The sequence below is a fragment of the Acidisoma cellulosilyticum genome (assembly GCF_020621385.1).
GTDB classification, from domain to species: domain Bacteria; phylum Pseudomonadota; class Alphaproteobacteria; order Acetobacterales; family Acetobacteraceae; genus Acidisoma; species Acidisoma cellulosilyticum.
On record NZ_JAESVA010000004.1, the window covers coordinates 446,213 to 468,739 of the forward strand.

Sequence of the window (22,527 nt, forward strand, 5' to 3'; positions counted from 1 at the left end):
AGAACGATCTGCAATCTTCTTTTAGCGACCTCAAGCGCGGCTAAGATTTTGCGATTGGTCCTGCAAAACCGACGGATGGCGTCCAGAGCCAGGAAGAGGAGCGATCTTGTCGAAAAATGCCAGCGTCCGTCGCGCGCCGCGCATGGCGGATGTCGCCGCCATGGCAGGTGTTTCCGGCATGACCGTCTCGCGCGTGCTGCGCGATCCGACATGTGTGACGCCCGAAACCCTGCAGCGTATCGAGCAGGCTATTGAGGCGACGGGCTATGTCGCGAATCGCGTTGCCGGCAGTCTGGCGTCGCGACGCACCAATATCGTCGGCCTGATTGTGCCGAGCCTGCGCAATTCGCTTTTCGTCGAGACCATTCAGGGCGTCTCCGACGTATTGGGGACCAGCCACCCCTTGATGATCGCCGATAGCGGCTATTCCCTGGCCGGAGAGGAGGCCGCCATTCGCGCCTTTCTTGGTCAAAGGGTTTGCGCAGTGGTCCTTCACAATACCACGCATACGGACCGCAGTCGGGTGATGTTGCGGGAAGCCGGCATTCCCTGTGTCGAGACCGGGAATCTGACGCGTCAGCCCATCGACATGGTGGCAAGCTTCTCCAATCGTAAAGCGGCAAGGGCGATGACCGCTTATCTGATCGCGCGCGGGCACCGTCGCATCGGCTTCGCCAGCCTGCCGACGGACGACAATGATCGTGCGGAGGAGCGCAGGGCCGGCTATCAGGCGGCGCTGTCGCGGGCCAGGATGCCAGTGGACCCGGCACTGACGATAGAGGTCGCAGCCGGACTGGCGGGCGGCGCGGAGGCGCTGACGTATTTCCTGAGCCTGACGCCCGCCGTCGATGCGGTCTTTCTGTCCGGTGACGTTCTGGCGACCGGTGCCGTGCTGGAGGCCAAGCGGCGGCGGATTGCCATCCCGAAAAGACTGGCGATCGTCGGCACCGACGATAGCGATTTGCAGGAGCGTATTTCGCCGGCCGTCACCACCCTGCGTTTCCCACGCTATGACATTGGGCGCAGGGCGGCGAGCATGTTGCTCACCCGCTTGGACGGCCGCCCGGTGGACCCCGCCAGTGTGGATCTTGGGTTCGAAATCGTGGAGCGCGCCACGGCGTAATGGTCTTTAAGTATGCCTAAAAAATACGCAATTAATAACAATGCGAGTTTTGTTTTGGCTGATTCGGAATAAGTGGCGCATTTTTATGCAGTATCCGATTGAGGAACTTATTATAATAAGTTAAGGTCCAGCCATGAACTGTCGCGACTATCTTCAGCATGATGGGCTTGGTCTCGCAGCTTTGGTGCGGCGCGGTGACGTGACCGCAAGCGAATTGCTTGAGACGGCGGTTGCTTGCATGGAGGTGGTTCAGCCGAAGGTGAATGCCTTGGCCCATCTCACGACGGGCCTGGCCGAGCGTCAGATTGCAGCCGGTCTGCCGGACGGCCCCTTCACGGGACTGCCGTTCCTGATCAAGGATGCCGGCGGTGCATTGGGCGGCGCCCCGATGACAAGCGGCAGCGCGCTTTTCCGGGATCACATCGCCCCGACCGACACGCCCTTGATCGCCCGTCACAAGGCGGCCGGGCTGGTGATCTTCGGCAAGACCAATACGCCCGAACTGTCTTTGAGCTTCACGACCGAGCCTTTGGCCCAGGGTGTGACGCGTAACCCCTGCAATTTGCAGCATAGTGCGGGTGGTTCATCTGGCGGCTCCGCGGCCGCAGTCGCGGCCGGCATCGTGCCGCTGGCCCATGCGTCTGACGGCGCCGGGTCAATCCGTGTCCCGGCGGCCCATTGCGGCCTTTTTGGTCTTAAACCGACGCGACTGCGTGTTTCGGCGGGGCTCGACAATCCGGACCCGTTGATGGGTATGAGCGGGTTGCATGGTGTCAGCCGTAGCGTGCGCGACAGCGCCGCACTGCTGGACGCGACAGCCGGCGCATTGCCGGGCGATCCTTACGCGGCCCCGCCACAGGCGCGGCCATATCTGGCCGAGACGATGCGCGATCCGGCGCCGCTCATTATTGGCCTGTCGGTCACGGCGCCCTTGGGAACGCCGGTTGACGCGGACTGCGTGGCAGCAGCGGAGACGGCGGCGGCGCTGCTTGAATCGCTCGGCCATCGGGTGGAATGGCGCGCGGCGGACGAGGATGCGGATGCGATCAAATCCGCCTGGGAGGTTATTACTCTGACGAGCGTCCTGGCCTCGGTTCGCGGTTACGCGACGCGTGCCGGGATCGCCGATTACACAAGCCTGCTGGAACCGGTGAATGCCGCCTGGATCGCGCGCGGGGCGGGGTTGACCGCACTGGACCATGCGGAGGCGATCGCCGCTCTGCGCCGGGCCGGTGAGGCGATGGGCCGGGCGTTCCGCCATTGCGATATCCTGCTGACACCGGCAACCGCCGCGCCGCCGCCGCTGCTCGGGGTGCTGGCCGGGCAAGGGGCTGCGGATACCGGCTTCTACGACCGGTTCTGGGCCCATAGCCCTTTCACCGCGCTCTACAATGCCACTGGCTGTCCGGCGGCCAGTATTCCCTTTGGTCAAACGGCGTCGGGCCTGCCGCTCGGCATTCAGGTCGGCGCGCCGCTCGGCGAGGAAGGGCGGATCTTCGCGCTCGCGGCGCAGATCGAGCGGGCAAGGCCCTGGCACTACGACACGCCGTTTCGCTTGCTCACCCAGGCCACCGGCGTGGATGCGCTGGCGTCTTCCACATCAATGCATTGAGCCCAGGGAGGATCATGATGGATCTCGACATGGTGGCTTTGTTCGAAGCGGAGTTGTTGCTCTGCAAGGTAGGCCCGGACCAGACGGTTGCGGTGCTGAGCGAAGGCCAGGTGCGCGCCGATTACGCCCAGGCTTTCCTGGTCGCGGCACAGCGATTGGGTGCCCCGGCTTTCCACCTCAATCTGCCATCGGTGCCGAGCGTGGGCCCGCTTCACCAGGTCGGCCGCACGCCGCTTGCCGGCAATCGCGCCGCGATCGAGGCGCTGAAGATGGCCGATATCGTCATCGATCTGATGGGGCTTCTGTTCAGCCAGGAGCAGAATGAGATTACAGCCACCGGCACACGCATGTTGCTGGTTTGGGAACCCTTCAGCGTCTTGCGCGATCTGTTTCCGACGACCGATCTACGCCGCCGGGTGGAGCATGGAGAGACCATGCTCGGCAGCGCGCGGGAACTGCGCGTCACCTCGCCCCACGGCACCGATATTCGCTACCGGATCGGCCAATATCCGGTGATGACCGAATATGGCTATACCGACCAACCTGGACGATGGGACCATTTCCCCTCGGGTTTTCTGCTGACCCAGGGGGACGATGGTGCGGTCGACGGCCGTGTGGTGCTGATGCCCGGCGATATCATCAATGCCTTTCGCCGCTATATCCAATCGCCCGTCACCCTGACGGTCGAAGGCGGCATGGTCACCACAATCGAAGGTGACGGCATGGATGCCGCCTTGCTGCGTCAATACATGGATAGTTTCGGGGACCCACGGGCCTATGCGGTGTCTCATATCGGCTGGGGCCTGAACGAGCGCGCGAATTGGCACCATTTCGCGGCGACGCGGGAATTGGATAATGAGATCGGCGTTCATGCCTTGGCTTTCTACGGCAATGTGCTGTTTTCGACAGGTCCGAACACCGAACTTGGCGGGACCAATGACACCGCCTGCCATCTCGACATGCCTTTGCGTGGTTGCTCGCTTTATCTCGATGGACAGCTGATCGTGGAGGATGGCCGCATCTTGCCGCCTGACATGCGCGCCCCGGCACGCCCGGTTGCCGCCTGACCGCATAACGACAGAGACAAGCAGGATCGCTCGATGGAACTTTCCAACAAAACCGCGCGGCAGATGTTCGCGGAGCTTCGCGCCAGTCCCGACCGGCTGGCCTATGGCTTCGGCCGCAAGCCCATGCTTGTAAATGTGGATCCGCAGAATGCCTATACATCGGTCGGTGAGTTTGTGACGGCCTACGACAATGACCCTGCGCAGATGAATTATATCAATGCGCTGGCATCGGCCGCGCGCTCCAAGAAACTGCCGGTCATGTGGACCTATGTCGCCTTCCGGACCGATGGCAGCGATTGCGGCGCCTTCGGCAGCCGGGACGACAAGCCGGACTCGCTGCAGAATATCAAGCGCGGATCGCGCCGCGCCGCGCTCGATAGCCGTTTAGTCATCGATCACGAACAGGACTATGTCGTCAACAAACTGATGCCCTCGGCTTTTCACGAGACCAACCTGCAATCTCTGCTGGTCTGGCTTGGCTGTGACACGGTGATTGTGACCGGCGGATCGACCTCGGGCTGCGTGCGTGCGACCGTGGTGGATAGTCTGTCCCGCGGCTATCGGACCATCGTGCCGGAGGAATGCGTGGCGGATCTGCACGAGAGTCCGCATTTCGCCAATCTCTACGACATGCACAAGAAATATGCCGATGTCCTGCCGGTCAGGGATGTCCTCGCCTATTACGAGAACTGGACGACGCCTATGGCTTGAGCGGGATCGAGGTCATGACTGACGTCAAATTCGTCGGGCGCCGTGTCGCTGAGCGCCGGCCATCCGTGCGCCCCCGGGATGCGCTTGCGAATGCGCCCAATGTTCCGCTCTATGCACGCGTCTTTCAGACCCTTCGCGACGAAATTTTGACGGGGTTTTATGATTCCAGCGGCAAGTTGCCTGCGGAATTCGCGATAGAGAACCGCTTTCTCGTCTCCCGCATTACCGTGCGCCGCGCGGTCGATGAATTGCAGCGCGCAGGGCTTGTCATGCGAAGCCAGGGACGGCCGACAGAAATCCTGCCGCGTCCCCCAGCCTTGGTCGTGGATGTGGGGCGAGAGATCGAATCGCATAAGGCAGAGGGCATCGATATGCAGCCCCTTGTCCTGACATTCACCTGGCTGCGCCCTGACGCCAGTTTGGCGGAATCGCTGATGCTGGATGGACCGGATGAGAAAGTCCTGTGGGTCACACGTTTGCGTCGGCGTCTGGGGCAGCCGGTCAGCCATACCTCCGCGCATATGCCGGAGCGGATCGGCCGTCTTGTGTCACGCGACGCGCTCAATCATCACCAGTTGATCGATATCCTGCGGCAACAGGGACAGGTTGCCGCCAGCGCCGACCAGATCCTGACAGCTGCCCCGGCAAGTCATGCCATTGCCGAACTTCTCGATCTTCCCGTGGGCGCACCGCTCTTTTGTTTGCGGCGTCTGACGCGCGATAGCGACGGGCGCCCGATGGTGCTGCTCAATTCGTCTTTGCGGTGGGATCGGTTCAGCTATCGTATGGATATGCGGCAGGCGGCTTCCTTGGCCATGCCAGCCCCCGAAGCGGCGGATGAATTGATTTACTCGCTCTAGAACCATGCGAACCAAGCTTGGTTTCGCTTGCAAAGGTTCGCGCTAACGTTCAACATCAAGACGGCTATACAGCGGCCGGGTCTGGCCTTGATTGCGAAAACCATCAAGACCGCCCCGACTGCCGCTTGTTACAAAGGTGTCCTATGGCTCATCGTGGTTTAAACTTTGGCGCTTTCATTCCGCCCTTTCACCGCCCCGGTGAGAATCCGACGCTCGCCTTCGCGCGCAACCTTGAATTGGTGGAGTGGCTGGATCATCTCGGGTTTGACGAGGCCTGGATCGGCGAACATCATTCCTCGGGATGGGAGACGATCGCGTCGCCGGAATTGATGATCGCCGCGGCCGCCGAACGTACGAAGCATATCCGTCTTGGGTCCGGCGTCGTCAGCCTGCCCTATCACCATCCCTTTCTGGTAGCGCAACGTTGGGTGCAGCTTGATCATATGACACGCGGGCGCGTCATGCTGGGCTGCGGTCCGGGTTCGCTGCCGCCGGATGCCCATATGCTCGGTCTGCCGGTGCCGAGCCTTCGTCCCCGCATGCTGGAAGCCATGGACGCGATCATGGCGCTTCTTCGCATGGAAGAACGGGTCACGATGAAGACCGACTGGTTTGAGATGAATGACGCGAAGCTGCATCTGGCACCCTATTCGGATCCGCATTTCGAAATGGCCGTCGCCAGCACTTTAAGCCCTTTCGGTATGGTGGCCGCCGGCACCCACGGCATCGGCGTGCTGTCGATGGGGGCCGGGGTTCCGGGCGGACCGGAAAAGCTTGCGGACCAGTGGAAGGTCGCGGAAGCGGCTGCCGCCAAGGCCGGAAAAACCATGTCCCGGAAGAAGTGGCGCTTCGTCGTCAATACCCATGTCGCCGAAAGCGATGAGCAGGCCATGGCCGAGGTCTCGCGCGGGGAGCGCGAGGAGACGCTGGAATATTTCGAGGCAACGCTTGGTCGCCCCCCTGGTCGTTCGGATGATCCGCTACGCGAGGGCGTCGCGATGGGAACGACCTTGATCGGCTCTCCGGAAACGGTGATCAAGGGCATTCACCGTTTGATCGAGTACAGCCAGGGTGGCTTCGGTGGGCTTCTGATCATCGCGCATGAATGGGCAACGCGAGAGCAGACCATGCGCAGCTACGAGCTATTTGCGCGCTATGTGATGCCGGTCTTTCAGCAGTCGCTTGAGCCATTGGCGGAATCGAATGCCTGGGCCCGAGCTAATCGGGCCGGACTGTTCGGCACGACACCCGAGGCCATGACGCGTGCCTTCACCGATTTCGGGAAGGCAGCGCCGAGTGACATCGTCGAACGATCCTTCGGCGGGCTTGATGTTCAGAAAAAACGTTGAGCAGCGAAACTTTGCGTCGCACCGCGCGCTGGTCGGGCTTTGCAATCTTGGGACGTATTTTACGGCGCGATCCTGCGCCACAAGCGGGTTAGAAGGGGATATGGCATGAAGCTTGTCGCATCGGGCCTATTGCTTGCGGCGCTCGCCCTGGCTTGGACAATTCCGTCCAGCTGGGCAGCGGATAATGACATAGTCGTCGGCTTTGCCATCGCGCAGAGCGGGTGGATGAGTGAGAATGACGGTCCGCCGTCGCAGGGCGCGCTGATGGCGATCGATGACATCAACGCCAAGGGCGGCCTGCTGGGACGCAAGATCCGCCCCGTCTTCGCCGATACCAAGTCGGATCAGACGCAGGGTGCGGAGGCCGGCGAATCCGTTCTCGCCCAGGGTGCCAAGTTGATGATCGTCTCCTGCGATTATGATATGGGGGCGGGGGCGGCGACGGTCGGGAATGACCACAAAATTCCGACATTTTCGCTCTGCGCTTCGGACGCCAAAATGGGCGTGCAGGGCATCGGGCCCTATGCCTTCACGATCGCCAATGCGTCTCTGACCATCGGTGCCACGCTCGCGCAATGGGGCGTCGTCAAGAAGGGTTGGAAGAACGCCTATCTGCTGCTCGACGACACGATCGAATATAACAAGGGTATCTGCAGCGGTTTCGAGACGCAGTGGAAACGGGCAGGCGGCACGATCGTCGGTCAGGACAGTTTCAAGCAGGATGACGCGTCTATCGCCTCGCAGGTCACGAATATGCAGCAGACCAACGCCAATAGCAAAATCGACTTCATCATGATCTGCTCGCATGGCGCTGGCGATGTGAGCGCCGTCCGGCAGATCCGCTCGGCGGGGATCGAGACGCCGATCGGCGGCGGTGATTCCATGGACGGCGATTTCTGGACCAAGGCCGTTCCTCATCTGAACGATCATTATGCCAGCACGCTCGGCTCGCCCTTTGGCGACGATCCGCGGCCCTTCGTGAACCAGTTCATGGATCGCATGGCGAAAGCGGACGGCCACCGTCCGCCGACCTCCCTCGCGATCAGCGGCTATAGCGTCGTGCAGGCTTTGGCTTTGGCCGTGCAGCGTGCGAACTCGCTGGACGGTGATGCGGTGCTGGCTCAACTCAACAAGTTCCACGACGAAAATCTGGCGATCGGTCCCACCACCTTCACGCCCGACCTACACATCAACCTGACCCGTCCGCAGGCTATCCTCGGCATTCGGGACGGCAAGGGATATTTCGTCGACCTCGTGCAGCTTCCGGCGCCGCCGCCGCTTAAGCTGATTTTCAAGCACCAAGACTAAGCCAAACTCGACGCGCCGGGCCAAGCTTGGCCCGGCCCAGGGATTCTTTTGTTCATGCAGGGGTTTATCCAACATCTGGCCGATGCCTTGAGCCTGGGCAGCCTTTTTGCGCTGACCGCACTCGGCATCAGCCTACTATTCGGCATCATGCGCCTGGTGAACTTCGCGCACGGCGATCTGATCACCATCGGCGCCTATGCCCTGATCGTGCCGTCCAGCAATCCGAATGCGGTGATGTTTATCGGCCTTTGGCCCGTTCTGGATACGATCATCGCGATCTGCGCCATCGTCGTTGCCTTGGCAATTCTGTGCGAGCGTCTGGCATTTAAACCCATGCGTGGCGCCAATCCGTCGGTGCTGATGATCGCATCCTTCGCGGTCAGCTATTTTCTCCAGAATGCGCTGATCATGATCTATGGAAGCCGACCGAAGGGCGTCAACCTTTGGCCGGCACTCGCGCAATCGGTGAGCGTCGGTGGAGTTCGTCTGCAATTGCTGCAGATCGTGACGATCGTCACGACCTTGGTGCTGCTATGCGGCCTCACCCTTTTCCTGCGCCGTTCGGCCATCGGACGGCAGATGCGCGCGGCTTCGGAGAATTTCATGATGGCGCGCTTCCTGGGCGTACGCGCGAATCTCGTCATCGCAGCGGCTTTCGCCATTTCCGGATTCTTCGCGGCCGTCGTCTCGCTTCTCTATGTCGTGCAGCGCGGCACCATCACTTATGATTTCGGCGTGCCTTTGGTGATGGCGGCTTTCGTCGCGACCGTCATCGGCGGCATGGGCAGTGTCCTAGGCGCGGTGCTTGGCGGCTTCCTCGTCGGCTTCGCCAATGTCTTCTTCCAGGTTGTATTGCCGATGAGCCTGCGCGGGGATCGCGATGCCTTCGTCTATGGTTTCGTGATCCTGGTGCTGCTGGTGCGTCCGGCCGGGCTGATCAAGGTCAAGTCCGTGCAGGAGCGCGTTTAACCATGCCAGGACAATCGCGCCTTTTCAGCATCGGCCGCTATCTTTGGGAGCCGGCGACGCTCTGCGCAGGCCTTCTTATCCTGACCATAGCTGCCGATCTCAGCCAGAACGGCGTGCTGATCTTCGTCGCCACCAATATCCTCATTCAGATGGTGATGGTGATCGGACTTTACGTGTTTATCGGCAATTCGGGCATTCTCGCCTTCGGGCATATTACCTACGCGATGATCGGCGCCTATGCGGACGCCTGGCTGACGATGTCGCCGTTCAAGAAGAGTTTTGCGCTCAACCTGCCGGACTTTCTGGCGAACCATTCCTTCGCGGTTTTTCCCTCGTTGCTGGTGGCGGGCCTGGCCAGCGGTATCCTGGCGCTGTTGACGGGTCTGCCGTTGATGCGGATGGGCGGTATCGCCATCAGCATCGGGACCTTTGCCGTTCTCGTTATCTTCAATACCATCTATCAGAATTGGGGCGACTGGACTTTCGGCTCAAGCACGCTTGTCGGTATTCCGCTCTACGTAACGGAATGGGTGGCGCTGGCCTGGGTCTGTGCCGCGCTCGTCGTGGCGACCGTCTATCAGAAGTCGCGCTTCGGTCTGGCACTCCGCTCATCGCGCGAGGATGAGGTGGCGGCTCATTCCGTCGGCATCCATGTGCGGCGCGAGCGGATCATCGGATTTGCGCTCAGCGGTCTGTTCATGGGCGTGGGCGGCATTTTGCAGGCGCATTTTCTGGGCTCCATCGCCGTCTCCGCCTTCTGGATTCCCGTGACCTTCATTCTCATCGCCATGCTGATGGTCGGGGGACAGCGCAGCCTGACCGGCGCCGTGGTCGGCACGCTGGTCCTGTCAATCGTCATGCAGGCTTTGCGTCAGCTGGAAGCCGGGCTGCAAGTAGCAAGCTTCAATCTCCAACTTCCCCACGGGCTCAGCGAACTCGGCGCCGCTTTGCTTATGCTGGTCATTCTTCTGCTGCGCAAAAACGGATTGACCAATGGCCGGGAGATACCCTGGCCTTTCCCGGATGAGGCGCGGATGATCGAGGAGGGTAGGGCAAAGGCGCTGGTGCGTCTGGCACAGCCACCCCAGCCGCTTGATAGAACATCACGCCTCGAAGCGCAGGACGTTTCCGTGCAGTTCGGCGGGCTGGCTGCCATCACGAAAGTGACCGTCTCCGTCGCGCGCGGCGAGATTTTCGGTCTCATCGGCCCGAATGGGGCAGGCAAGACGACCATGGTCAATGTCTTGACGGGATTTCAGGCCCCAACCACCGGGCAGGTTCTGCTCAACGGCACCGATATCACGCGCGTCACACCGCGCCTTCGCACCCAGCAGGGACTGGCGCGGAGCTTTCAGGCGGTGCGTCTCTTCAAAGACATGACGGTGCTCGACAATCTGGAAGTCGCCGGTATCGGCACGGGCCTGACGCGCCGGGCTGCGCGCGACCGTGCCTGGGACATTCTGGCCTGGATGAATTTCGAGGATAAAGCCCTCGTACGTGCGGATACGCTGCCTTATGGTGATGAGCGGCGCGTCGGTTTGGCCCGTGTTCTGGCAACGGCACCGCAATTCGCCTTCTTCGACGAACCGGCGGCCGGCATGAGCGACCGTGAATGCGACGATCTGATGCAGCTTATCTCCGACATTCCCGGCCGCTTCGGCTGTGGCGTGTTGTTGATCGAGCATAATATGCGGGTCGTGATGGGCGTCTGCCAGCGCATCCAGGTCATGGATAGCGGGCGCACCATTGCCGAAGGAACGGCGGCGGAAATTCAGACCAATCCTGCCGTGATCCGCGCCTATCTCGGCTCGAAATCGGAGAAGACCTATGCTTGAGGTCGAGACGATCGAGGTCAGCTACGGTCGCATTCCGGCCGTCCGTGGGTTGAGCTTTCGCGTCGATAAGGGTGAACTCGTCACCATCGTCGGTCCTAATGGCGCCGGAAAATCCACGACCATGATGACGATTGCCGGTGCATTGACGCCGACGCGGGGGCTGATTCGTCTCGGCGGTGTCGATATCACGGGCAAACGGCCGGAGGAGATTGCGCGGCTTGGCATATCTTTTGTGCCGGAGGGACGACATGTCTTCTCGCAGCTCACCGTCGGCGAAAACCTTCTGATCGGCGCCGATATGCGCCGTGACCGTGCGGCCGTGCGTAGCGATTACGATCGTGCCCTGGCCTATTTTCCGATTTTGAAAGAACGCCTTGAGATGCCGGGCGGCAAGCTGTCCGGTGGCGAGCAGCAGCAGCTGGTCATAGCACGCGCGCTCATGACGCGCCCAAAGGTTGTATTGGTCGATGAGCCGTCATTGGGACTGGCGCCGATCATTGTCGACCTGGTCTATGACATTCTGCGAAAGCTGCGGGATGAGGGAAGCACGCTGGTCGTGGTGGAGCAGAGCACCCACCGCGCATTGGAAAACGCCGATCGGATCTATGTCGTGCGAAACGGTCAGGTCACGCTGGAAGGCGCATCGGCCAAGCTGACCGACAAGGATCTTGAGAACGCCTATTTCGGGTTCGAAGACAAGACGGACGGCGTCGCGGCGGTCCATTTCTGATGCCTTCTTCCGTCGTCCGATAAGGAGAGATTTTATGCTTGAGCTTTGGACCTGGCCGACATCGAACGGCCATAAGATCCATATCATGGTCGAGGAATTGGGCATCCCGTATAAGGTGATGCCCGTCGATATTTCGACCGGCGAGCAGTTCCTGCCGGAATTCCTGGCGATCAATCCCAATAACCGGGTGCCGGCGATCGTCGACCCGGACGGACCGGGCGGTGAACCGATCCGGCTTTTCGAAAGCGGCGCGATCCTGATCTACCTCGCCGAAAAACACGGCCGCTTCATTCCGACGGACGCCGCGTCGCGCTATTATTGCCTGCAATGGCTGATGTTCCAGATGAGCGCGATTGGCCCGATGACCGGGCAATACAATCATTTCCATCACACGGCGAAGGAACAGTGGGACTATTCCAAGGAACGCTATGCCAACGAGGTTGCGCGACTTTATCGTGTTCTGGAAAAGCGGCTGTCGCAATCCGAATATCTCGCCGGCGACGAATTTTCCATTGCCGATATCGCGACCTTTCCCTGGATGCGCTATCCTGACCGACGCGGATTGAGCTTTGACATGTTCCCCAGCATCAAGCGGTGGTTCGACGCGATCGAGAGCCGACCCGGCGTGCAACGCGGCTTTCAGGTGATCGGCGATCATCCGCCCCAAATCACGCTAACGGATGCCGAGCGAGACGTGATGTTTGGGAAATTGCAATTTCAGCCAAGATAATGAGCCTTGCCTGGGCAGGATTGCGACACCTGCACCATCGCAATCAACGGGGATGATCGCTGAGCCAGGTCCGCAATCCGTCCAAGCTTCGAAATCCTGCGGCGGCATAGGCTGTGATACCGGGCTGGGCGCTGCTCACCATCGGAGCGAGCGCCGCGCCGGGTCCTAGATCCAGAACGGTATCGACACCGTGTTCGGCGAGCGCCTCCAGCGTGCTGACCCAGTCGATCGGCGTCGCAATTTGCGCGGCCAAACCCTTGATCGCGAGGTCCGGTCTGAAAATGCGCGCACCATTGCCGCCGGCAAGAAGGATAGAATCGTCCTTTGGCGCGGCAGGCGCACTGTCCCGCAGAACGGTCGCGAAAGGTGCCACGCCGCTGCGCAGCAAGGATGTGTGCGCCGCGACGTGAACGGCTAGCGGTTCCGCCTTCAATGCCCCGGCCTGTCGCGCGGCCTCGCAGAAACGCCGAGCATTTGCTTCCGTCGTGCCGAGTACAAAGAGATCGCCAGGGTTCATAATGGCAATCTCGGCACCGTTCTGGGCCGCCAGTTTTTCGACCGCGCTGCGACCCAATCCGCGCGTGTAAACCAGCCGTCCGGGCTCTGCACCCGCTTCGTCCATGATGCGGGCACGTTGATCGGTCATCTTTAGAGCCAAATCCGCTGACCATATGCCCGCGATACTCCAGGCAGCCATTTCCCCGACGCTATAGCCGGTCACCAGGAAGCGGGGCGGCAGCAGGTCAGCGATTGCCGCGTATGTCGCGAGCACCGCCGTGACCGACAGAAGTTGGTTCTGGCGATTGGATGATAGCGCGTCACCTGCCGTATCGTGCACAAGCCGCCGCGGATCCTGCCCGAGCAGACGGTCGGCGCATGCGAAAATGGGTGCAGCCGCCGGCGCCTCCGCGACCAGATCGAACATCTGAGGAGAGACCAGGCCTTGGCCACCGCAGAGGAGCGCCAGCATCACGCCTCCAGAGGTTCGAGGAATAAAGCCATCGCCAGAAGGTCGGCGGCGCCGCCGGGGCTGAGGTTGCGCGTGACGAAATCCGCATGGATTGCCGCGACGCGCATAAGCCAGTCGGGCGCCGCAATGCCACCCGCTGCGAGAAACCCGGTCGCCGCGTCCTGCGCAAATGCAAGGCCGGCCGCACCACCGCGATGGAGGAGGTTGGTATCGTCCAACTGCGCGATCAAGGCCAAGCAAGTCTGCACCCTGGCCGCTTCGGCATCGTCTGGCGCCATGCGGTGGGCGGAGCGCAAGGCAGGCAGGGCGATAGCATAGACCGAGGGGAAGCCGGCGGCAGCTTCCGCCCTTGCGCCGCCGACCCGAAAGCGACGCCCGGCAACCGCGCCGTTGCTGGCGGCATTCGGCGTTGCGGCGCCGATCGCCCGTCCCCAACGCTGCGTGACGATATCGCCGAGCCTGCCATTGAGACCAAGGCGCTGACGCAAACCGGCGGCAGCGCAGAGCAGGCCGAGACCGAAGATCGCGCCACGATGCGTATTCACCCCGCCGGTCGCGCGCAGCATCGCCTTCTCGGCCGCGATGCCGATCCGGCGCAGGTCATCCATCTCGGCATGCGCCGCGCCGGCAGCCGCCAGATCAGCAAAGAACGGTTCCAGGGTCGTGGCACTCAGCCTGAGGAGGGACGCATCCATGTCACGATGGGCACCGCAATCGCGATGGCTGACCAGACCGGGCTTCGGATAGGTTTCAAGCTCCGCGCGCAGGCAGGCGCTGGCCCAGGCGCCAAGCGATGCGGGGGAGGTTTTCGACGCGCGGTGCGCCAGGGCCAAGCTCACGGACAGGCCCCCGCCAGGAACGCATCTTTGGGCATCAGCGCGACGGCCGCCTCATCTTTGACAACGATGCTGTCGACCGAATCCCGCAATTCGCGCCATTGCACCGCGCCATGCGCCCCCATCACCTCGCCATCGATCCGCATCGGCGCAGTTCGCGCGATAGCGTCGATCCCGGCGAGCAAGCGGCGCGGATCTGCGGGCAAGTCCCAGAGAAGGTCGAGGTCAGAGGTCGGTGACAGGTAGGCGAGTCCGGTCATATGCTGCCAGGCAAGGCTGCCGAAGCATCGCGTTGCCGCATCAAGCCCCAGCAGGCTTCTGATGGTCTGTTGCCATTCATCGGGGGCCGTTGCCACCGCGTCGGCAAGGCCCAGCGGTGGCGCCATGCGCAGGATGTCCTGTTCTGCCAGGGTCAAGGCGATGCGTCTTTTGCCCTGGCTTGGCGGCAGCGGCAGTCCGAGGGGCCATTCACCCGGAGCATCGCCGGGAAGCGGACGCCGCAAAACGAGCGGAAAGCCCCACTCGGCCCAGGTGGCAACCAACGGCTCTCCGGCAAGCTCCGGTCGCTGGTACATCAGCCGGTTCCAGGCGTCCCGCGTCGGGGTCATCATCCAATGGCGCTGCCGCATGGCGTCAGGCCGAGGCCAGAGCATCGATCCGGGCGGCGATGGAAGCGGCTTTGGGCCTGCCACCGCGATCCGCCCCAAGACCCCCGCGCTCATCCTGGCCAGCCGCTTTGCGAAGCACCGCGAGAAGCTGATCGGCGAGATTGGCCGTCGGGTCGAGCGTTTGATGGATAGCCCCCGTCTGCGCCAGATTCTCAAGCCCGGGTGCAAAGACCGGCGTGGCTTTCGCCATGTCCTGCAATTGCGCGATCGGCAGCTTGGTCACGCGCGCCATGGAGGGAAGATCCATTACTGCCGGATGGGCGCCGGGCAGCGCAAGCAAAGTATCGCAGGCCAAGGCCGTTGCGATGAAAGCCCCCGCCGCGCTGCCACCATAGAGCAACCCGACGGTGCGATGTCCCTGCTGCTGCGCCAGCAGCAAGGATTTCGCGAGATGGGCCAGATATTCGCTGAGCCCCATCAACTCGTCATGCCGGCTCATCCTCTGGCTGGCGGAATCGACCAGGACGAGGATAGGGCGCGGGGACGCTTGGCCGAGAAGGCCAAGCACTCGGCCGGCAAGCGTCAGGGCGTCTTCCACGCCGAGCATGGCACCGTCGGCGATGCCGACAACATCTACGACCTCCATGCCGCCAATGGCCCCTTCGCCGAACAGCATCGAACCTTGGCGTTGAACGGAATGGCCGGCGGGAAAGAGACCCGCGAGGATGTCATCGAGCGTCATCGGACGTCTCCCTTCTATCGCGGGCGATGTCGAGAAAAGCCTCCACCGCGAGGCCGGGCAATGCCTCTGGCTGGGCCATGCCGAGCGCTTTCCAGACGTCATACCCGTCCTGCGCCTTGCCGAAGCGAGCGAGCCGGGTGGTCAGACGGTGTTGCTCGGCCTCCAGCACGGTGCGCGTGAGGGGCTTTCCGGCCGCCAGCGCCGCGACGGTCGCCGCACGAAATCCGGTTGCGTCATCGTCCACGAAATCATCCGCGCCGCCGATCAGGTAACGGTGCTTGCCGCCCATGGTGCGCCAGACGAAAGCGCGGTCGCGACTGTCGAATTCCTCGATCCCACGATTGGTCTCGATCACTTCCGGCCCACTGACGCTGATCCGTCCTTGTTCCGAGACGATGAGGTGCGAACAGCAGCCAGCGATGATCCCGCCGCCGCCATAGCAGCCGGCGCGCCCGCCGATGAGGCCGATGACGGAACATCCGGCCGTACGGGCCTCGACGATCGCGCGGATGATTTCGCTGATCGCGAGTTCGCCTGCATTCGCCTCCTGCAGACGGACGCCACCCGTGTCGAACAGAATGACGACATCCTGACCGAGTTTCCGCGCTGCTCGGAGAAGGCCGGTCAGTTTGGCGCCATGCACTTCGCCGAAGGCGCCGCCCATGAAGCGGCCTTCCTGGGCAGCAACAAGAACGGATTTACCGCTGAGTTTGGCACGGCCGACGATGATACCGTCATCGAACTGCCGGGGCAGATCGAACAGGCCGAGATGCGGCGAGGCTTCACGCGCTTCAGGCCCCAGAAACTCTTCGAAACTGCCGTCATCGACCAGCGCCGCCAAGCGCTGCCGGGCCGTCGCTTCGAACCAGCTCACAGCAAGGTTGCTCATGCTTCGGGCTCCTCGATCATGCGCAGCCCCTGGGCGAGGCGCAGCGCCACCATGTCCGGTCTGGCGCCACCATCATTGATGGAGATGCGCAGGCCACCGGCCCCGCGCGCCACAAAATCGCCGATCACGGCTTCCCACACAGCGCGGAAGCCATGGGCGGCCGTCGCGATGTCTATCGCACAAATGTCGGTATCCGCTGTCCGCTCGACCAGGACTTCAAGATTGCCCGAGGCGACGACGCCGACGATCGCCTGCCGTCTTGCCCCTGCCGCCGGACGTGGAGTTTTGAGGGTAAAGGAGAGTTCTTCCATCGGTGCCTCCTACCAGTTCCGGAAACGGCTGGGCGGCTTGTACAGGCCACCTGACGCCAGCATGAGATCCTTGATCGAGCGGGCTGCGAGCAGGCTGCGATCTGCATCCAAGGGATTGATCCCCAGATCCTCGGGGCGCTGGATGATCTTCCGCTCCCGCAGACGCTCAACCATCTTGCGGTCCCTTTGCCGCCCGATATCGGTATAGCCGGCGACCCCGCGGATGGCCTGCTCACGCTCATCCGTGCTGCGGCACAGCAGCAGATTGGCGATGCCTTCCTCGGTGACGATATGGGTCACGTCATCGCCGTAGACCATGACGGGGGCGAGATCGAGGTTGAGCTTTTGTGCCAGGGCCAAGGCGTCCAGCTGTTCGACGAAGAGCGGGACATTCTTGTCGCCGAACGTCTCGCCAATCTGCACCACCAGCTTGCGGCCGCGTCGGAGTGGCGCGGGGGAGGTGATATCGGCTTCCGCGCCGGCTTTCAGCCAGGGTTCGCTCGGGTGGCGGCGGCCATGCGGATCAGACCCCATATTCGGTGCGCCGCCAAAGCCGGCGATGCGGCTGGTGGTGACGGTCGAACTATGGCCCGCGAGGTCGATCTGCAGGGTCGAGCCGATGAACATGTCGCAGGCATAAAGCCCCGCCGTCTGGCAGAAGGCGCGGTTGGAACGGAGCGAACCGTCGGGCCCAGTAAAGAAGACATCCGAGCGCGCTGCCACATAGTCCTCCATGCCGACTTCCGAGCCGAAGGAATGGACCTGCTCGACCCAGCCGGCCTCGATCGCCGGGATGAGCGTCGGATGCGGATTGAGCGCGAAATGGGAGCAGATCCTGCCCCGCAGGCCGAGCGCCTCGCCATAGGTCGGCAATAGCAGTTCGATCGCCGCCGTGCTGAAGCCGATGCCGTGGTTCAAACGCTTGATGCCGTAGGGTGCATAAAGACCCTTGATGGCAAGCATGGCGGTCAGGATCTGCGTCTCCGTCACGGCCGCCGGGTCGCGGGTGAACAAAGGCTCGACATAGAAAGGCTTTTTGGCGTCGACCACGAAATGGACAAGGTCGCCGGGGATATCGACGCGCGGCACGCGATCGACGATCTCACCCACCTGGGCGATGACAAGCCCGTCCTTGAAGCTCGTCGCTTCCACAACCGTCGGCGTGTCTTCCGTATTGGGTCCCGTATAGAGATTGCCCTCGCGATCGGCAGAGACGGCGGCGATGAGCGCGACATTGGGCGTCAGGTCGATGAAATAGCGCGCGAAAAGCTCAAGATAGGTATGGACCGCGCCGAGCTCGATCTGCCCGCCGAACAGCATCCGCGCGATGCGCGCGGATTGCGGGCCGGAATAGGAAAAATCGAGGCGTCGCGCGATCCCCCTATCAAAAAGGTCAAGATGCTCCGGCAAGACGACGCCCGACTGGACCATATGAAGGTCATTTATCCGCGCGGGTGCGGCATTCGCCAAAGCCCTGGCCAGAAGGTCGGCCTGTTTCTGGTTATCGCCTTCGATGCAGACGCGGTCGCCCGGACGGATAACGGCTTCCAGGAATTCGGTCAGACGTTCGGCTGGGATCATCTTCCCGTCCGCGACCGTCTGACCGGCGGCAATCCGAGCCGCGCGAGCGGTCTTTTGGTCGTTCCAGTTTTTCATGGCCATTCGCTTTGTATGCATAATTGGCTTTCCATGAGCTATATGTATACATGAGCGACTGAAATGTCGATTGTGTCGTGCATTGCTGTCTTTGTATGGGTGCGATGCATGCAAGTGCGGAGGTCGGGATGGTCGATGCGATAGAGGATGGGGCGTCAGAGGATACAGAAGGCGAACCGCTTCTGCTCTCCGAGCGGATACGCAATGCGTTGACGGACGAGATCGCGGCAGGCGAGTTGTTGCCGGGTGCCGCGCTTGACGAGCAACAGCTCGCGAACCGCTTCGGCGCCTCGCGCACGCCCGTGCGAGAGGCTTTGCGGCAATTGGCGGTCTCCGGCCTTGTCGACATCCGTCCCCGCCGGGGCGTGGTGGTGGCCCGCATGACACCGGAGCGCGTGATGGAGATGTTCGAGACTGTGGCGGAGATTGAAGCGCTCTGCGTGCGCCTGGCCACTTATCGCATGACGCCTGCGGAGCGGGGGCGACTGCTCGAACTGCATGACGAGGCGTCTCGCGCGGCAGAGGCCGGGGATGTGGATGCCTATGACGGCATCAACGCAGCTTTTCATGAGGCTTTGTATAACGCGACGCATAATGAATTTCTGGCGGAGCAAGCGATCGGCCTGCGCGGCCGGCTGAATGGGTTCCGGCGGACGCAGCTTCGGCACAAAGACCGGCTCGACCGTTCGATTGCCGAGCATGGCGCGATCCTCGCGGCTATTGCAGAAGGCGACGGGGATACCGCTTCCCGACGGATGCGCGCCCATATGCTGAATGCCGCGATCGCATTGCGGCGTTACCTGGAAGATCGCTGATCGATTACTCTGCCAATGCCCGTAGCGATGAAGCCAAGCGATCTCGTCAAACGGCGCATCGCGCTTCCTGCTCTTTCGATGGTGTAACGCTCTAGCCGAACAAACTGGCTGAATGGATGGTCGTCCCCCAGGACGATGGTGTCATTGACCGGAGTTCGGGCAGGTCCGGCTCCCAAAATTAGGTCGTTATTCGCGATTGGTCCGATGGGGGATAGGTTGTCAGATGCGAAGATGCTAATTTGTTCGTCAAGTTGAGGAACAAAATGACATTCGATAATCCATCCCTTCCGGCGGCACCGATCAACCGCCGCATCTCCCTCCGCACCGTCATGGACGCGCTGCTCCACCAAGGACCGATATCGCGGGCGGATATCGCCAAAGTGACGGGATTATCGAAGCAGACCTCGTCCGAAGTGGTCCGCATGCTGGAGGAGGGGGGCTGGATCCAGAGCATCGGCAATACCAAAGGGGCGGTCGGGCGCAGCGCGGTACTGTACGAATTGCGGCGTGACCGCGGGATGGTCGTGGGCGTCGATCTGGGCAGCAACAAGCTCCATGCGGCCCTCGTTAATCTGGCCGGCGATGTGGTGGCGGAGGAGCTTGCCGTGACGGACGCGCAAGGCGGCATGCAGGTATTGCAGCAGGTGGCCGAACTCGTCACCAAACTCGCCAACCGTTCGAAGCCTGCCGATGCCACGCTTCTGACCGTGGCCGTCGGCTGCCCCGGGGCGCTTGATCCCACCTCAGGGTCTATCCGCTTTGCACCCAATATTCCCGGCCTCGATAAGATCGATGCTCTGGGCACGCTCAAGAAAGCGCTGAATTGCCCGTCTCTCACGATTGAAAACGACGTCAATCTCGGCGTGCTGGGGGAGCAGTGGTATGGGGCCGCCGCAGGATCTGACGACCTTGTCTATGCCGCGCTTGGCGTCGGTGTCGGGCTGGGCCTGCTGGTGAACGGCAAGCTTGCGCGGGGCGCGCATGGAGCGGCCGGTGAGATCGCTTTCCTGCCGATCGGTCCCGATCCCTTTTCGCCGGGAAGTCTGTCCACCGGTACCTTGGAGCAGGAGATCGGATCACCGGGCATTTTGCGACGTCATGCGGCCGCCGGCGGTGAGGAGAAGTCTGTCCGGGACATCTTCGATGCAGCACTTCAAGGATCGTCCATTGCCAAGGCGACGATCGATGAGACGGGGCGACTGCTGGCACTTGGCCTTGCCGCCGTCACGGCACTTCTAGATCCCGCCGTCATCGTACTCGGCGGAAGCATCGGCGTTCGCCCGGAATTGCTGGAGCCGGTGCGTCGCTATCTTGCGGCCTGCACGCCACTGCCGCCGCCGGTCGAACCCAGCCGGTTGGGCACGCGCGCTACCTTGATGGGCGCGGCGGCATCCGCGCTTCACCGGGCGCATAATGAGCTATTCGGCGCGCTGGACCTTGGCGTGGCGTTGAGCCTGCCTAGGCCAAGCCTGTGATCATGGAGACGATTTCGTTTCGGGTGACCTCGTCGGTCCGACGAATGCCGATCTGCTCCCCATGGCGCAAAACGCAAATGCGATCGGCAAGACGAAAGACCTGATCGAGATTGTGGCTGACGAGCAGGATAGAACGCCGTCGGGCGCGAAGGCCCGCGATGATGGACTCGACTCTCATTGTTTCCGCGACGCCCAGCGCGGCGGTCGGTTCGTCCATCAATACGAGGTTTGACGCCCATCGCGTGGCGCGCGCGATGGCGATGCCTTGCCGCTGACCGCCGGACAGGTCGCGAATAACGGTGCCGGCGGAGGGAATGCGGACATCAAGGTCCTTCATCAGGGCCTCGGTCTCCGCGATCATCCGCCGACGGTCCAATCGTCGTAGCGGCCCCCGCGTCAATTCACGGCCCAGGAACAGGTTCATGTAAACGGTCTGGCTGTCAGCCAAAGCGAGATCCTGATAGACGACCTGGATGCCGTGATGCTGGCTTTCCGCAGGGTCCCGGAAGGAAACGGCTTTCCCCTCTATCACCATGCGGCCCGTGGTCATTGGCTGGACGCCGGAAATGATTTTGACCAGGGTCGATTTGCCGGCGCCGTTGTCGCCCACCAGCGCCACGATCTCCCCCGGCATGATATCCAGCGAGAACTCCTGAATAGCGGTGATCCCGCCGAACATCTTATGGACCGACTGCAGGCTCAGCACGGGCTCGCTGGACATCCTGGCCTCCTCTCAGCCTGGCCAGTCTATGGGGCGGCCGAAAGCATCATGGATTGTGCCGACGCTCGGATTGCCGGATGAAAGGCCGGCAATGCCCACGACATAAGCGCGGGTGACGAAGGCCTGCGGGCGAAATCCGAAGACGACGCTGTCGCCGATCTGCGGTGCCCTTGGCCCTTCGACATCGATCATGCCGTAATAATCGATGGCGCTTGGCGGTGGAATCTCGACGCCATGCAGGGTCTCGGGACCTGATGCGGGCTCACGCGCGACCACGACGTTCATGGCATAATCAGGGAAAACCGGATCGACATAAAGGCCGCCGCCGAAGCAATAGGCGCGGCCGGCATGGATGTGCGAAACCTCGCTGAGATAGGCGACTGCCGGGCGTTCGGGCAAATCATGGAGAGCGTGCAGCGGCGTCGTTCCGGTCAGACCATGGCCGGGCTCGCATTGCGTGGCGCCGTGATCGGCCAGACGCTGCAGGAAGATGGCGGAGTTTGTTCCCGGCGCATTGACCTCGATATCCCGTCTTCCGGACTTGGCGAGGGCTTCGACCGCGCGCGCCAGCGTGCCAAGGTTATGGGTTGTGTCGGCATCGCCCAGTTCCGGGGAGAACAGCAGGGCAGGGAATGTGGTGATGCCGGCGAAGCGCGCGCCAGGCAGGGCGTCAAGCGCATTCGCGACGTCGACCACCGTCTCGGCCGGAAATCCGCCCTCATGGCCATTGTAGAACCGATCTCCTGGCGCAAACAGACGGGCGAGCAATGCCTGTTCACGTCCAGCCGCCTGGTTTGCGGCGGCCGCTTCCGCCGCCTTCTCCCGATTGAAGACCGTCCAATAATCCGGCCGCATCGCGGCGCCGGCGGCGGCCTCCGCCCGGGGCACCTGAACGAGATGCCCGAGATGCCCGAGGCTCAGGCCAGCCCGAACACAGGCGCGAGCGCATTCCATATCGACGGCGACCGCGTGGGTTATACCGCCGGCAAGGACCGACCGGCAGAAATCGCCGTTGCGACCCATCTGCTTCGTCATCGCGAAGATCTTGAGGCCCGCGCGGTCGGCTGCCGCCTTGATGATGGACGCGTTCTCCGCCACGGCATCGAGATCGATGACATAGCTATTGGCGGGGATTTGCCCGGCCTGATGGAAGGCGATCGCCTGTTCGATGAGAGCCGGATTGCGGCGGCGGAGGACATCAAGAAACATG

Annotated in this window: 22 protein-coding genes; 13 read left to right on the forward strand and 9 right to left on the reverse strand. The window is 62.2% G+C overall.

Annotation, left to right across the window (positions count from 1 at the left end; genetic code table 11):
• Nucleotides 1-106 precede the first annotated feature (106 nt).
• From ACELLULO517_RS14325 to ACELLULO517_RS14375, 11 genes are all read left to right on the forward strand, one after another.
• A complete protein-coding gene (locus ACELLULO517_RS14325) occupies nucleotides 107-1,123 on the forward strand; it encodes a LacI family DNA-binding transcriptional regulator (protein WP_227308089.1) in 1,017 nt (338 codons plus the stop codon).
• Nucleotides 1,124-1,256: 133 nt separating this feature from the next.
• The gene (locus ACELLULO517_RS14330; protein WP_227308090.1) at nucleotides 1,257-2,735 is read left to right on the forward strand and encodes an amidase; all 1,479 of its coding nucleotides are present in this window, start codon (nucleotides 1,257-1,259) and stop codon (nucleotides 2,733-2,735) included.
• A gap of 14 nt (nucleotides 2,736-2,749) precedes the next feature.
• Nucleotides 2,750-3,802, forward strand: coding sequence for a M29 family metallopeptidase (locus ACELLULO517_RS14335; RefSeq protein ID WP_227308091.1), 1,053 nt, complete (start codon nucleotides 2,750-2,752; stop codon nucleotides 3,800-3,802).
• A 33-nt stretch (nucleotides 3,803-3,835) separates the two neighbouring features.
• Nucleotides 3,836-4,513 (forward strand): isochorismatase family protein, encoded by a 678-nt coding sequence (locus ACELLULO517_RS14340; RefSeq protein WP_227308092.1) that lies wholly within the window; start codon nucleotides 3,836-3,838, stop codon nucleotides 4,511-4,513.
• Nucleotides 4,514-4,527: 14 nt separating this feature from the next.
• Nucleotides 4,528-5,373, forward strand: coding sequence for a GntR family transcriptional regulator (locus tag ACELLULO517_RS14345; RefSeq protein ID WP_227308093.1), 846 nt, complete (start codon nucleotides 4,528-4,530; stop codon nucleotides 5,371-5,373).
• A gap of 143 nt (nucleotides 5,374-5,516) precedes the next feature.
• Nucleotides 5,517-6,722, forward strand: a complete 1,206-nt coding sequence (locus ACELLULO517_RS14350; protein WP_227308094.1) for an LLM class flavin-dependent oxidoreductase — start codon at nucleotides 5,517-5,519, stop codon at nucleotides 6,720-6,722.
• Nucleotides 6,723-6,827: 105 nt separating this feature from the next.
• Nucleotides 6,828-8,030, forward strand: a complete 1,203-nt coding sequence (locus ACELLULO517_RS14355; protein ID WP_227308095.1) for an ABC transporter substrate-binding protein — start codon at nucleotides 6,828-6,830, stop codon at nucleotides 8,028-8,030.
• A gap of 54 nt (nucleotides 8,031-8,084) precedes the next feature.
• Complete coding sequence (locus ACELLULO517_RS14360; protein WP_227308096.1) at nucleotides 8,085-8,999, forward strand: branched-chain amino acid ABC transporter permease; 915 nt, start codon at nucleotides 8,085-8,087, stop codon at nucleotides 8,997-8,999.
• Between the two features lie 2 nt (nucleotides 9,000-9,001).
• A complete protein-coding gene (locus ACELLULO517_RS14365) occupies nucleotides 9,002-10,834 on the forward strand; it encodes a branched-chain amino acid ABC transporter ATP-binding protein/permease (RefSeq protein WP_227308097.1) in 1,833 nt (610 codons plus the stop codon).
• Nucleotides 10,827-11,564 carry an ABC transporter ATP-binding protein gene (locus ACELLULO517_RS14370; RefSeq protein ID WP_227308098.1) on the forward strand — a complete coding sequence of 246 codons (738 nt, stop codon included), beginning with the start codon at nucleotides 10,827-10,829 and terminating at the stop codon, nucleotides 11,562-11,564. The genes ACELLULO517_RS14365 and ACELLULO517_RS14370 overlap by 8 nt, the downstream gene beginning before the upstream one ends.
• Nucleotides 11,565-11,598: 34 nt before the next feature.
• Entirely contained in the window at nucleotides 11,599-12,294 is a 696-nt protein-coding gene (locus ACELLULO517_RS14375; RefSeq protein ID WP_227308099.1) for a glutathione S-transferase family protein, read from the forward strand.
• A gap of 43 nt (nucleotides 12,295-12,337) precedes the next feature.
• Here ACELLULO517_RS14375 and ACELLULO517_RS14380 read toward each other — a convergent pair whose 3' ends face one another.
• The 7 genes from ACELLULO517_RS14380 to mdcA are packed head-to-tail and all read right to left on the reverse strand — an operon-like array spanning nucleotide 12,338 to nucleotide 18,306.
• Nucleotides 12,338-13,264 (reverse strand): ACP S-malonyltransferase, encoded by a 927-nt coding sequence (locus tag ACELLULO517_RS14380; RefSeq protein WP_227308100.1) that lies wholly within the window; start codon nucleotides 13,262-13,264, stop codon nucleotides 12,338-12,340.
• Nucleotides 13,264-14,103: a triphosphoribosyl-dephospho-CoA synthase MdcB gene (mdcB, locus tag ACELLULO517_RS14385; RefSeq protein ID WP_227308101.1), complete on the reverse strand. Its 840-nt coding sequence runs from the start codon at nucleotides 14,101-14,103 to the stop codon at nucleotides 13,264-13,266. Before mdcB ends, ACELLULO517_RS14380 begins: the two co-directional genes overlap by 1 nt.
• Complete coding sequence (mdcG, locus tag ACELLULO517_RS14390; protein ID WP_227308102.1) at nucleotides 14,100-14,729, reverse strand: malonate decarboxylase holo-[acyl-carrier-protein] synthase; 630 nt, start codon at nucleotides 14,727-14,729, stop codon at nucleotides 14,100-14,102. The genes mdcB and mdcG overlap by 4 nt, the downstream gene beginning before the upstream one ends.
• Nucleotides 14,730-14,733: 4 nt before the next feature.
• Nucleotides 14,734-15,450, reverse strand: coding sequence for a biotin-independent malonate decarboxylase subunit gamma (locus ACELLULO517_RS14395; protein WP_227308103.1), 717 nt, complete (start codon nucleotides 15,448-15,450; stop codon nucleotides 14,734-14,736).
• Nucleotides 15,437-16,339, reverse strand: coding sequence for a biotin-independent malonate decarboxylase subunit beta (locus ACELLULO517_RS14400; RefSeq protein ID WP_227308104.1), 903 nt, complete (start codon nucleotides 16,337-16,339; stop codon nucleotides 15,437-15,439). The genes ACELLULO517_RS14395 and ACELLULO517_RS14400 overlap by 14 nt, the downstream gene beginning before the upstream one ends.
• Nucleotides 16,336-16,650, reverse strand: a complete 315-nt coding sequence (gene mdcC / locus ACELLULO517_RS14405) for a malonate decarboxylase acyl carrier protein (RefSeq protein WP_227308105.1) — start codon at nucleotides 16,648-16,650, stop codon at nucleotides 16,336-16,338. The genes ACELLULO517_RS14400 and mdcC overlap by 4 nt, the downstream gene beginning before the upstream one ends.
• Before the next feature lie 9 nt (nucleotides 16,651-16,659).
• Nucleotides 16,660-18,306, reverse strand: coding sequence for a malonate decarboxylase subunit alpha (gene mdcA / locus ACELLULO517_RS14410; RefSeq protein ID WP_227308106.1), 1,647 nt, complete (start codon nucleotides 18,304-18,306; stop codon nucleotides 16,660-16,662).
• Between the two features lie 128 nt (nucleotides 18,307-18,434).
• Here mdcA and ACELLULO517_RS14415 point away from each other — a divergent pair, with 128 nt between their 5' ends.
• Together ACELLULO517_RS14415 and ACELLULO517_RS14420 are read left to right on the forward strand one after the other, a co-directional pair.
• Entirely contained in the window at nucleotides 18,435-19,121 is a 687-nt protein-coding gene (locus tag ACELLULO517_RS14415; RefSeq protein WP_227308107.1) for a GntR family transcriptional regulator, read from the forward strand.
• Nucleotides 19,122-19,384: 263 nt separating this feature from the next.
• Nucleotides 19,385-20,596 carry an ROK family transcriptional regulator gene (locus ACELLULO517_RS14420; protein WP_227308108.1) on the forward strand — a complete coding sequence of 404 codons (1,212 nt, stop codon included), beginning with the start codon at nucleotides 19,385-19,387 and terminating at the stop codon, nucleotides 20,594-20,596.
• Here the strand turns inward: ACELLULO517_RS14420 and ACELLULO517_RS14425 are convergent.
• Nucleotides 20,580-21,317, reverse strand: coding sequence for an ATP-binding cassette domain-containing protein (locus ACELLULO517_RS14425; RefSeq protein WP_227308109.1), 738 nt, complete (start codon nucleotides 21,315-21,317; stop codon nucleotides 20,580-20,582). The two genes, ACELLULO517_RS14420 and ACELLULO517_RS14425, sit on opposite strands and share 17 nt — an antisense overlap.
• Nucleotides 21,318-21,329: 12 nt before the next feature.
• Complete coding sequence (locus ACELLULO517_RS14430) at nucleotides 21,330-22,526, reverse strand: alanine racemase (protein WP_227308110.1); 1,197 nt, start codon at nucleotides 22,524-22,526, stop codon at nucleotides 21,330-21,332.
• Nucleotide 22,527 lies beyond the last annotated feature (1 nt).

Coding starts and splice junctions, on each gene's coding strand:
- ACELLULO517_RS14330 (WP_227308090.1), top strand. CDS start 1,257: ATGAACTGTCGCGACTATCTTCAGCATGATGGGCTTGGTCTCGCAGCT.
- ACELLULO517_RS14335 (WP_227308091.1), top strand. CDS start 2,750: ATGATGGATCTCGACATGGTGGCTTTGTTCGAAGCGGAGTTGTTGCTC.
- ACELLULO517_RS14340 (WP_227308092.1), top strand. CDS start 3,836: ATGGAACTTTCCAACAAAACCGCGCGGCAGATGTTCGCGGAGCTTCGC.
- ACELLULO517_RS14345 (WP_227308093.1), top strand. CDS start 4,528: ATGACTGACGTCAAATTCGTCGGGCGCCGTGTCGCTGAGCGCCGGCCA.
- ACELLULO517_RS14350 (WP_227308094.1), top strand. CDS start 5,517: ATGGCTCATCGTGGTTTAAACTTTGGCGCTTTCATTCCGCCCTTTCAC.
- ACELLULO517_RS14355 (WP_227308095.1), top strand. CDS start 6,828: ATGAAGCTTGTCGCATCGGGCCTATTGCTTGCGGCGCTCGCCCTGGCT.
- ACELLULO517_RS14360 (WP_227308096.1), top strand. CDS start 8,085: ATGCAGGGGTTTATCCAACATCTGGCCGATGCCTTGAGCCTGGGCAGC.
- ACELLULO517_RS14365 (WP_227308097.1), top strand. CDS start 9,002: ATGCCAGGACAATCGCGCCTTTTCAGCATCGGCCGCTATCTTTGGGAG.
- ACELLULO517_RS14370 (WP_227308098.1), top strand. CDS start 10,827: ATGCTTGAGGTCGAGACGATCGAGGTCAGCTACGGTCGCATTCCGGCC.
- ACELLULO517_RS14375 (WP_227308099.1), top strand. CDS start 11,599: ATGCTTGAGCTTTGGACCTGGCCGACATCGAACGGCCATAAGATCCAT.
- ACELLULO517_RS14380 (WP_227308100.1), bottom strand. CDS start 13,264: ATGCTGGCGCTCCTCTGCGGTGGCCAAGGCCTGGTCTCTCCTCAGATG.
- mdcG (WP_227308102.1), bottom strand. CDS start 14,729: ATGCGGCAGCGCCATTGGATGATGACCCCGACGCGGGACGCCTGGAAC.
- ACELLULO517_RS14395 (WP_227308103.1), bottom strand. CDS start 15,450: ATGACGCTCGATGACATCCTCGCGGGTCTCTTTCCCGCCGGCCATTCC.
- ACELLULO517_RS14400 (WP_227308104.1), bottom strand. CDS start 16,339: ATGAGCAACCTTGCTGTGAGCTGGTTCGAAGCGACGGCCCGGCAGCGC.
- mdcC (WP_227308105.1), bottom strand. CDS start 16,650: ATGGAAGAACTCTCCTTTACCCTCAAAACTCCACGTCCGGCGGCAGGG.
- mdcA (WP_227308106.1), bottom strand. CDS start 18,306: ATGAAAAACTGGAACGACCAAAAGACCGCTCGCGCGGCTCGGATTGCC.
- ACELLULO517_RS14415 (WP_227308107.1), top strand. CDS start 18,435: ATGGTCGATGCGATAGAGGATGGGGCGTCAGAGGATACAGAAGGCGAA.
- ACELLULO517_RS14420 (WP_227308108.1), top strand. CDS start 19,385: ATGACATTCGATAATCCATCCCTTCCGGCGGCACCGATCAACCGCCGC.
- ACELLULO517_RS14425 (WP_227308109.1), bottom strand. CDS start 21,317: ATGTCCAGCGAGCCCGTGCTGAGCCTGCAGTCGGTCCATAAGATGTTC.
- ACELLULO517_RS14430 (WP_227308110.1), bottom strand. CDS start 22,526: ATGTTTCTTGATGTCCTCCGCCGCCGCAATCCGGCTCTCATCGAACAG.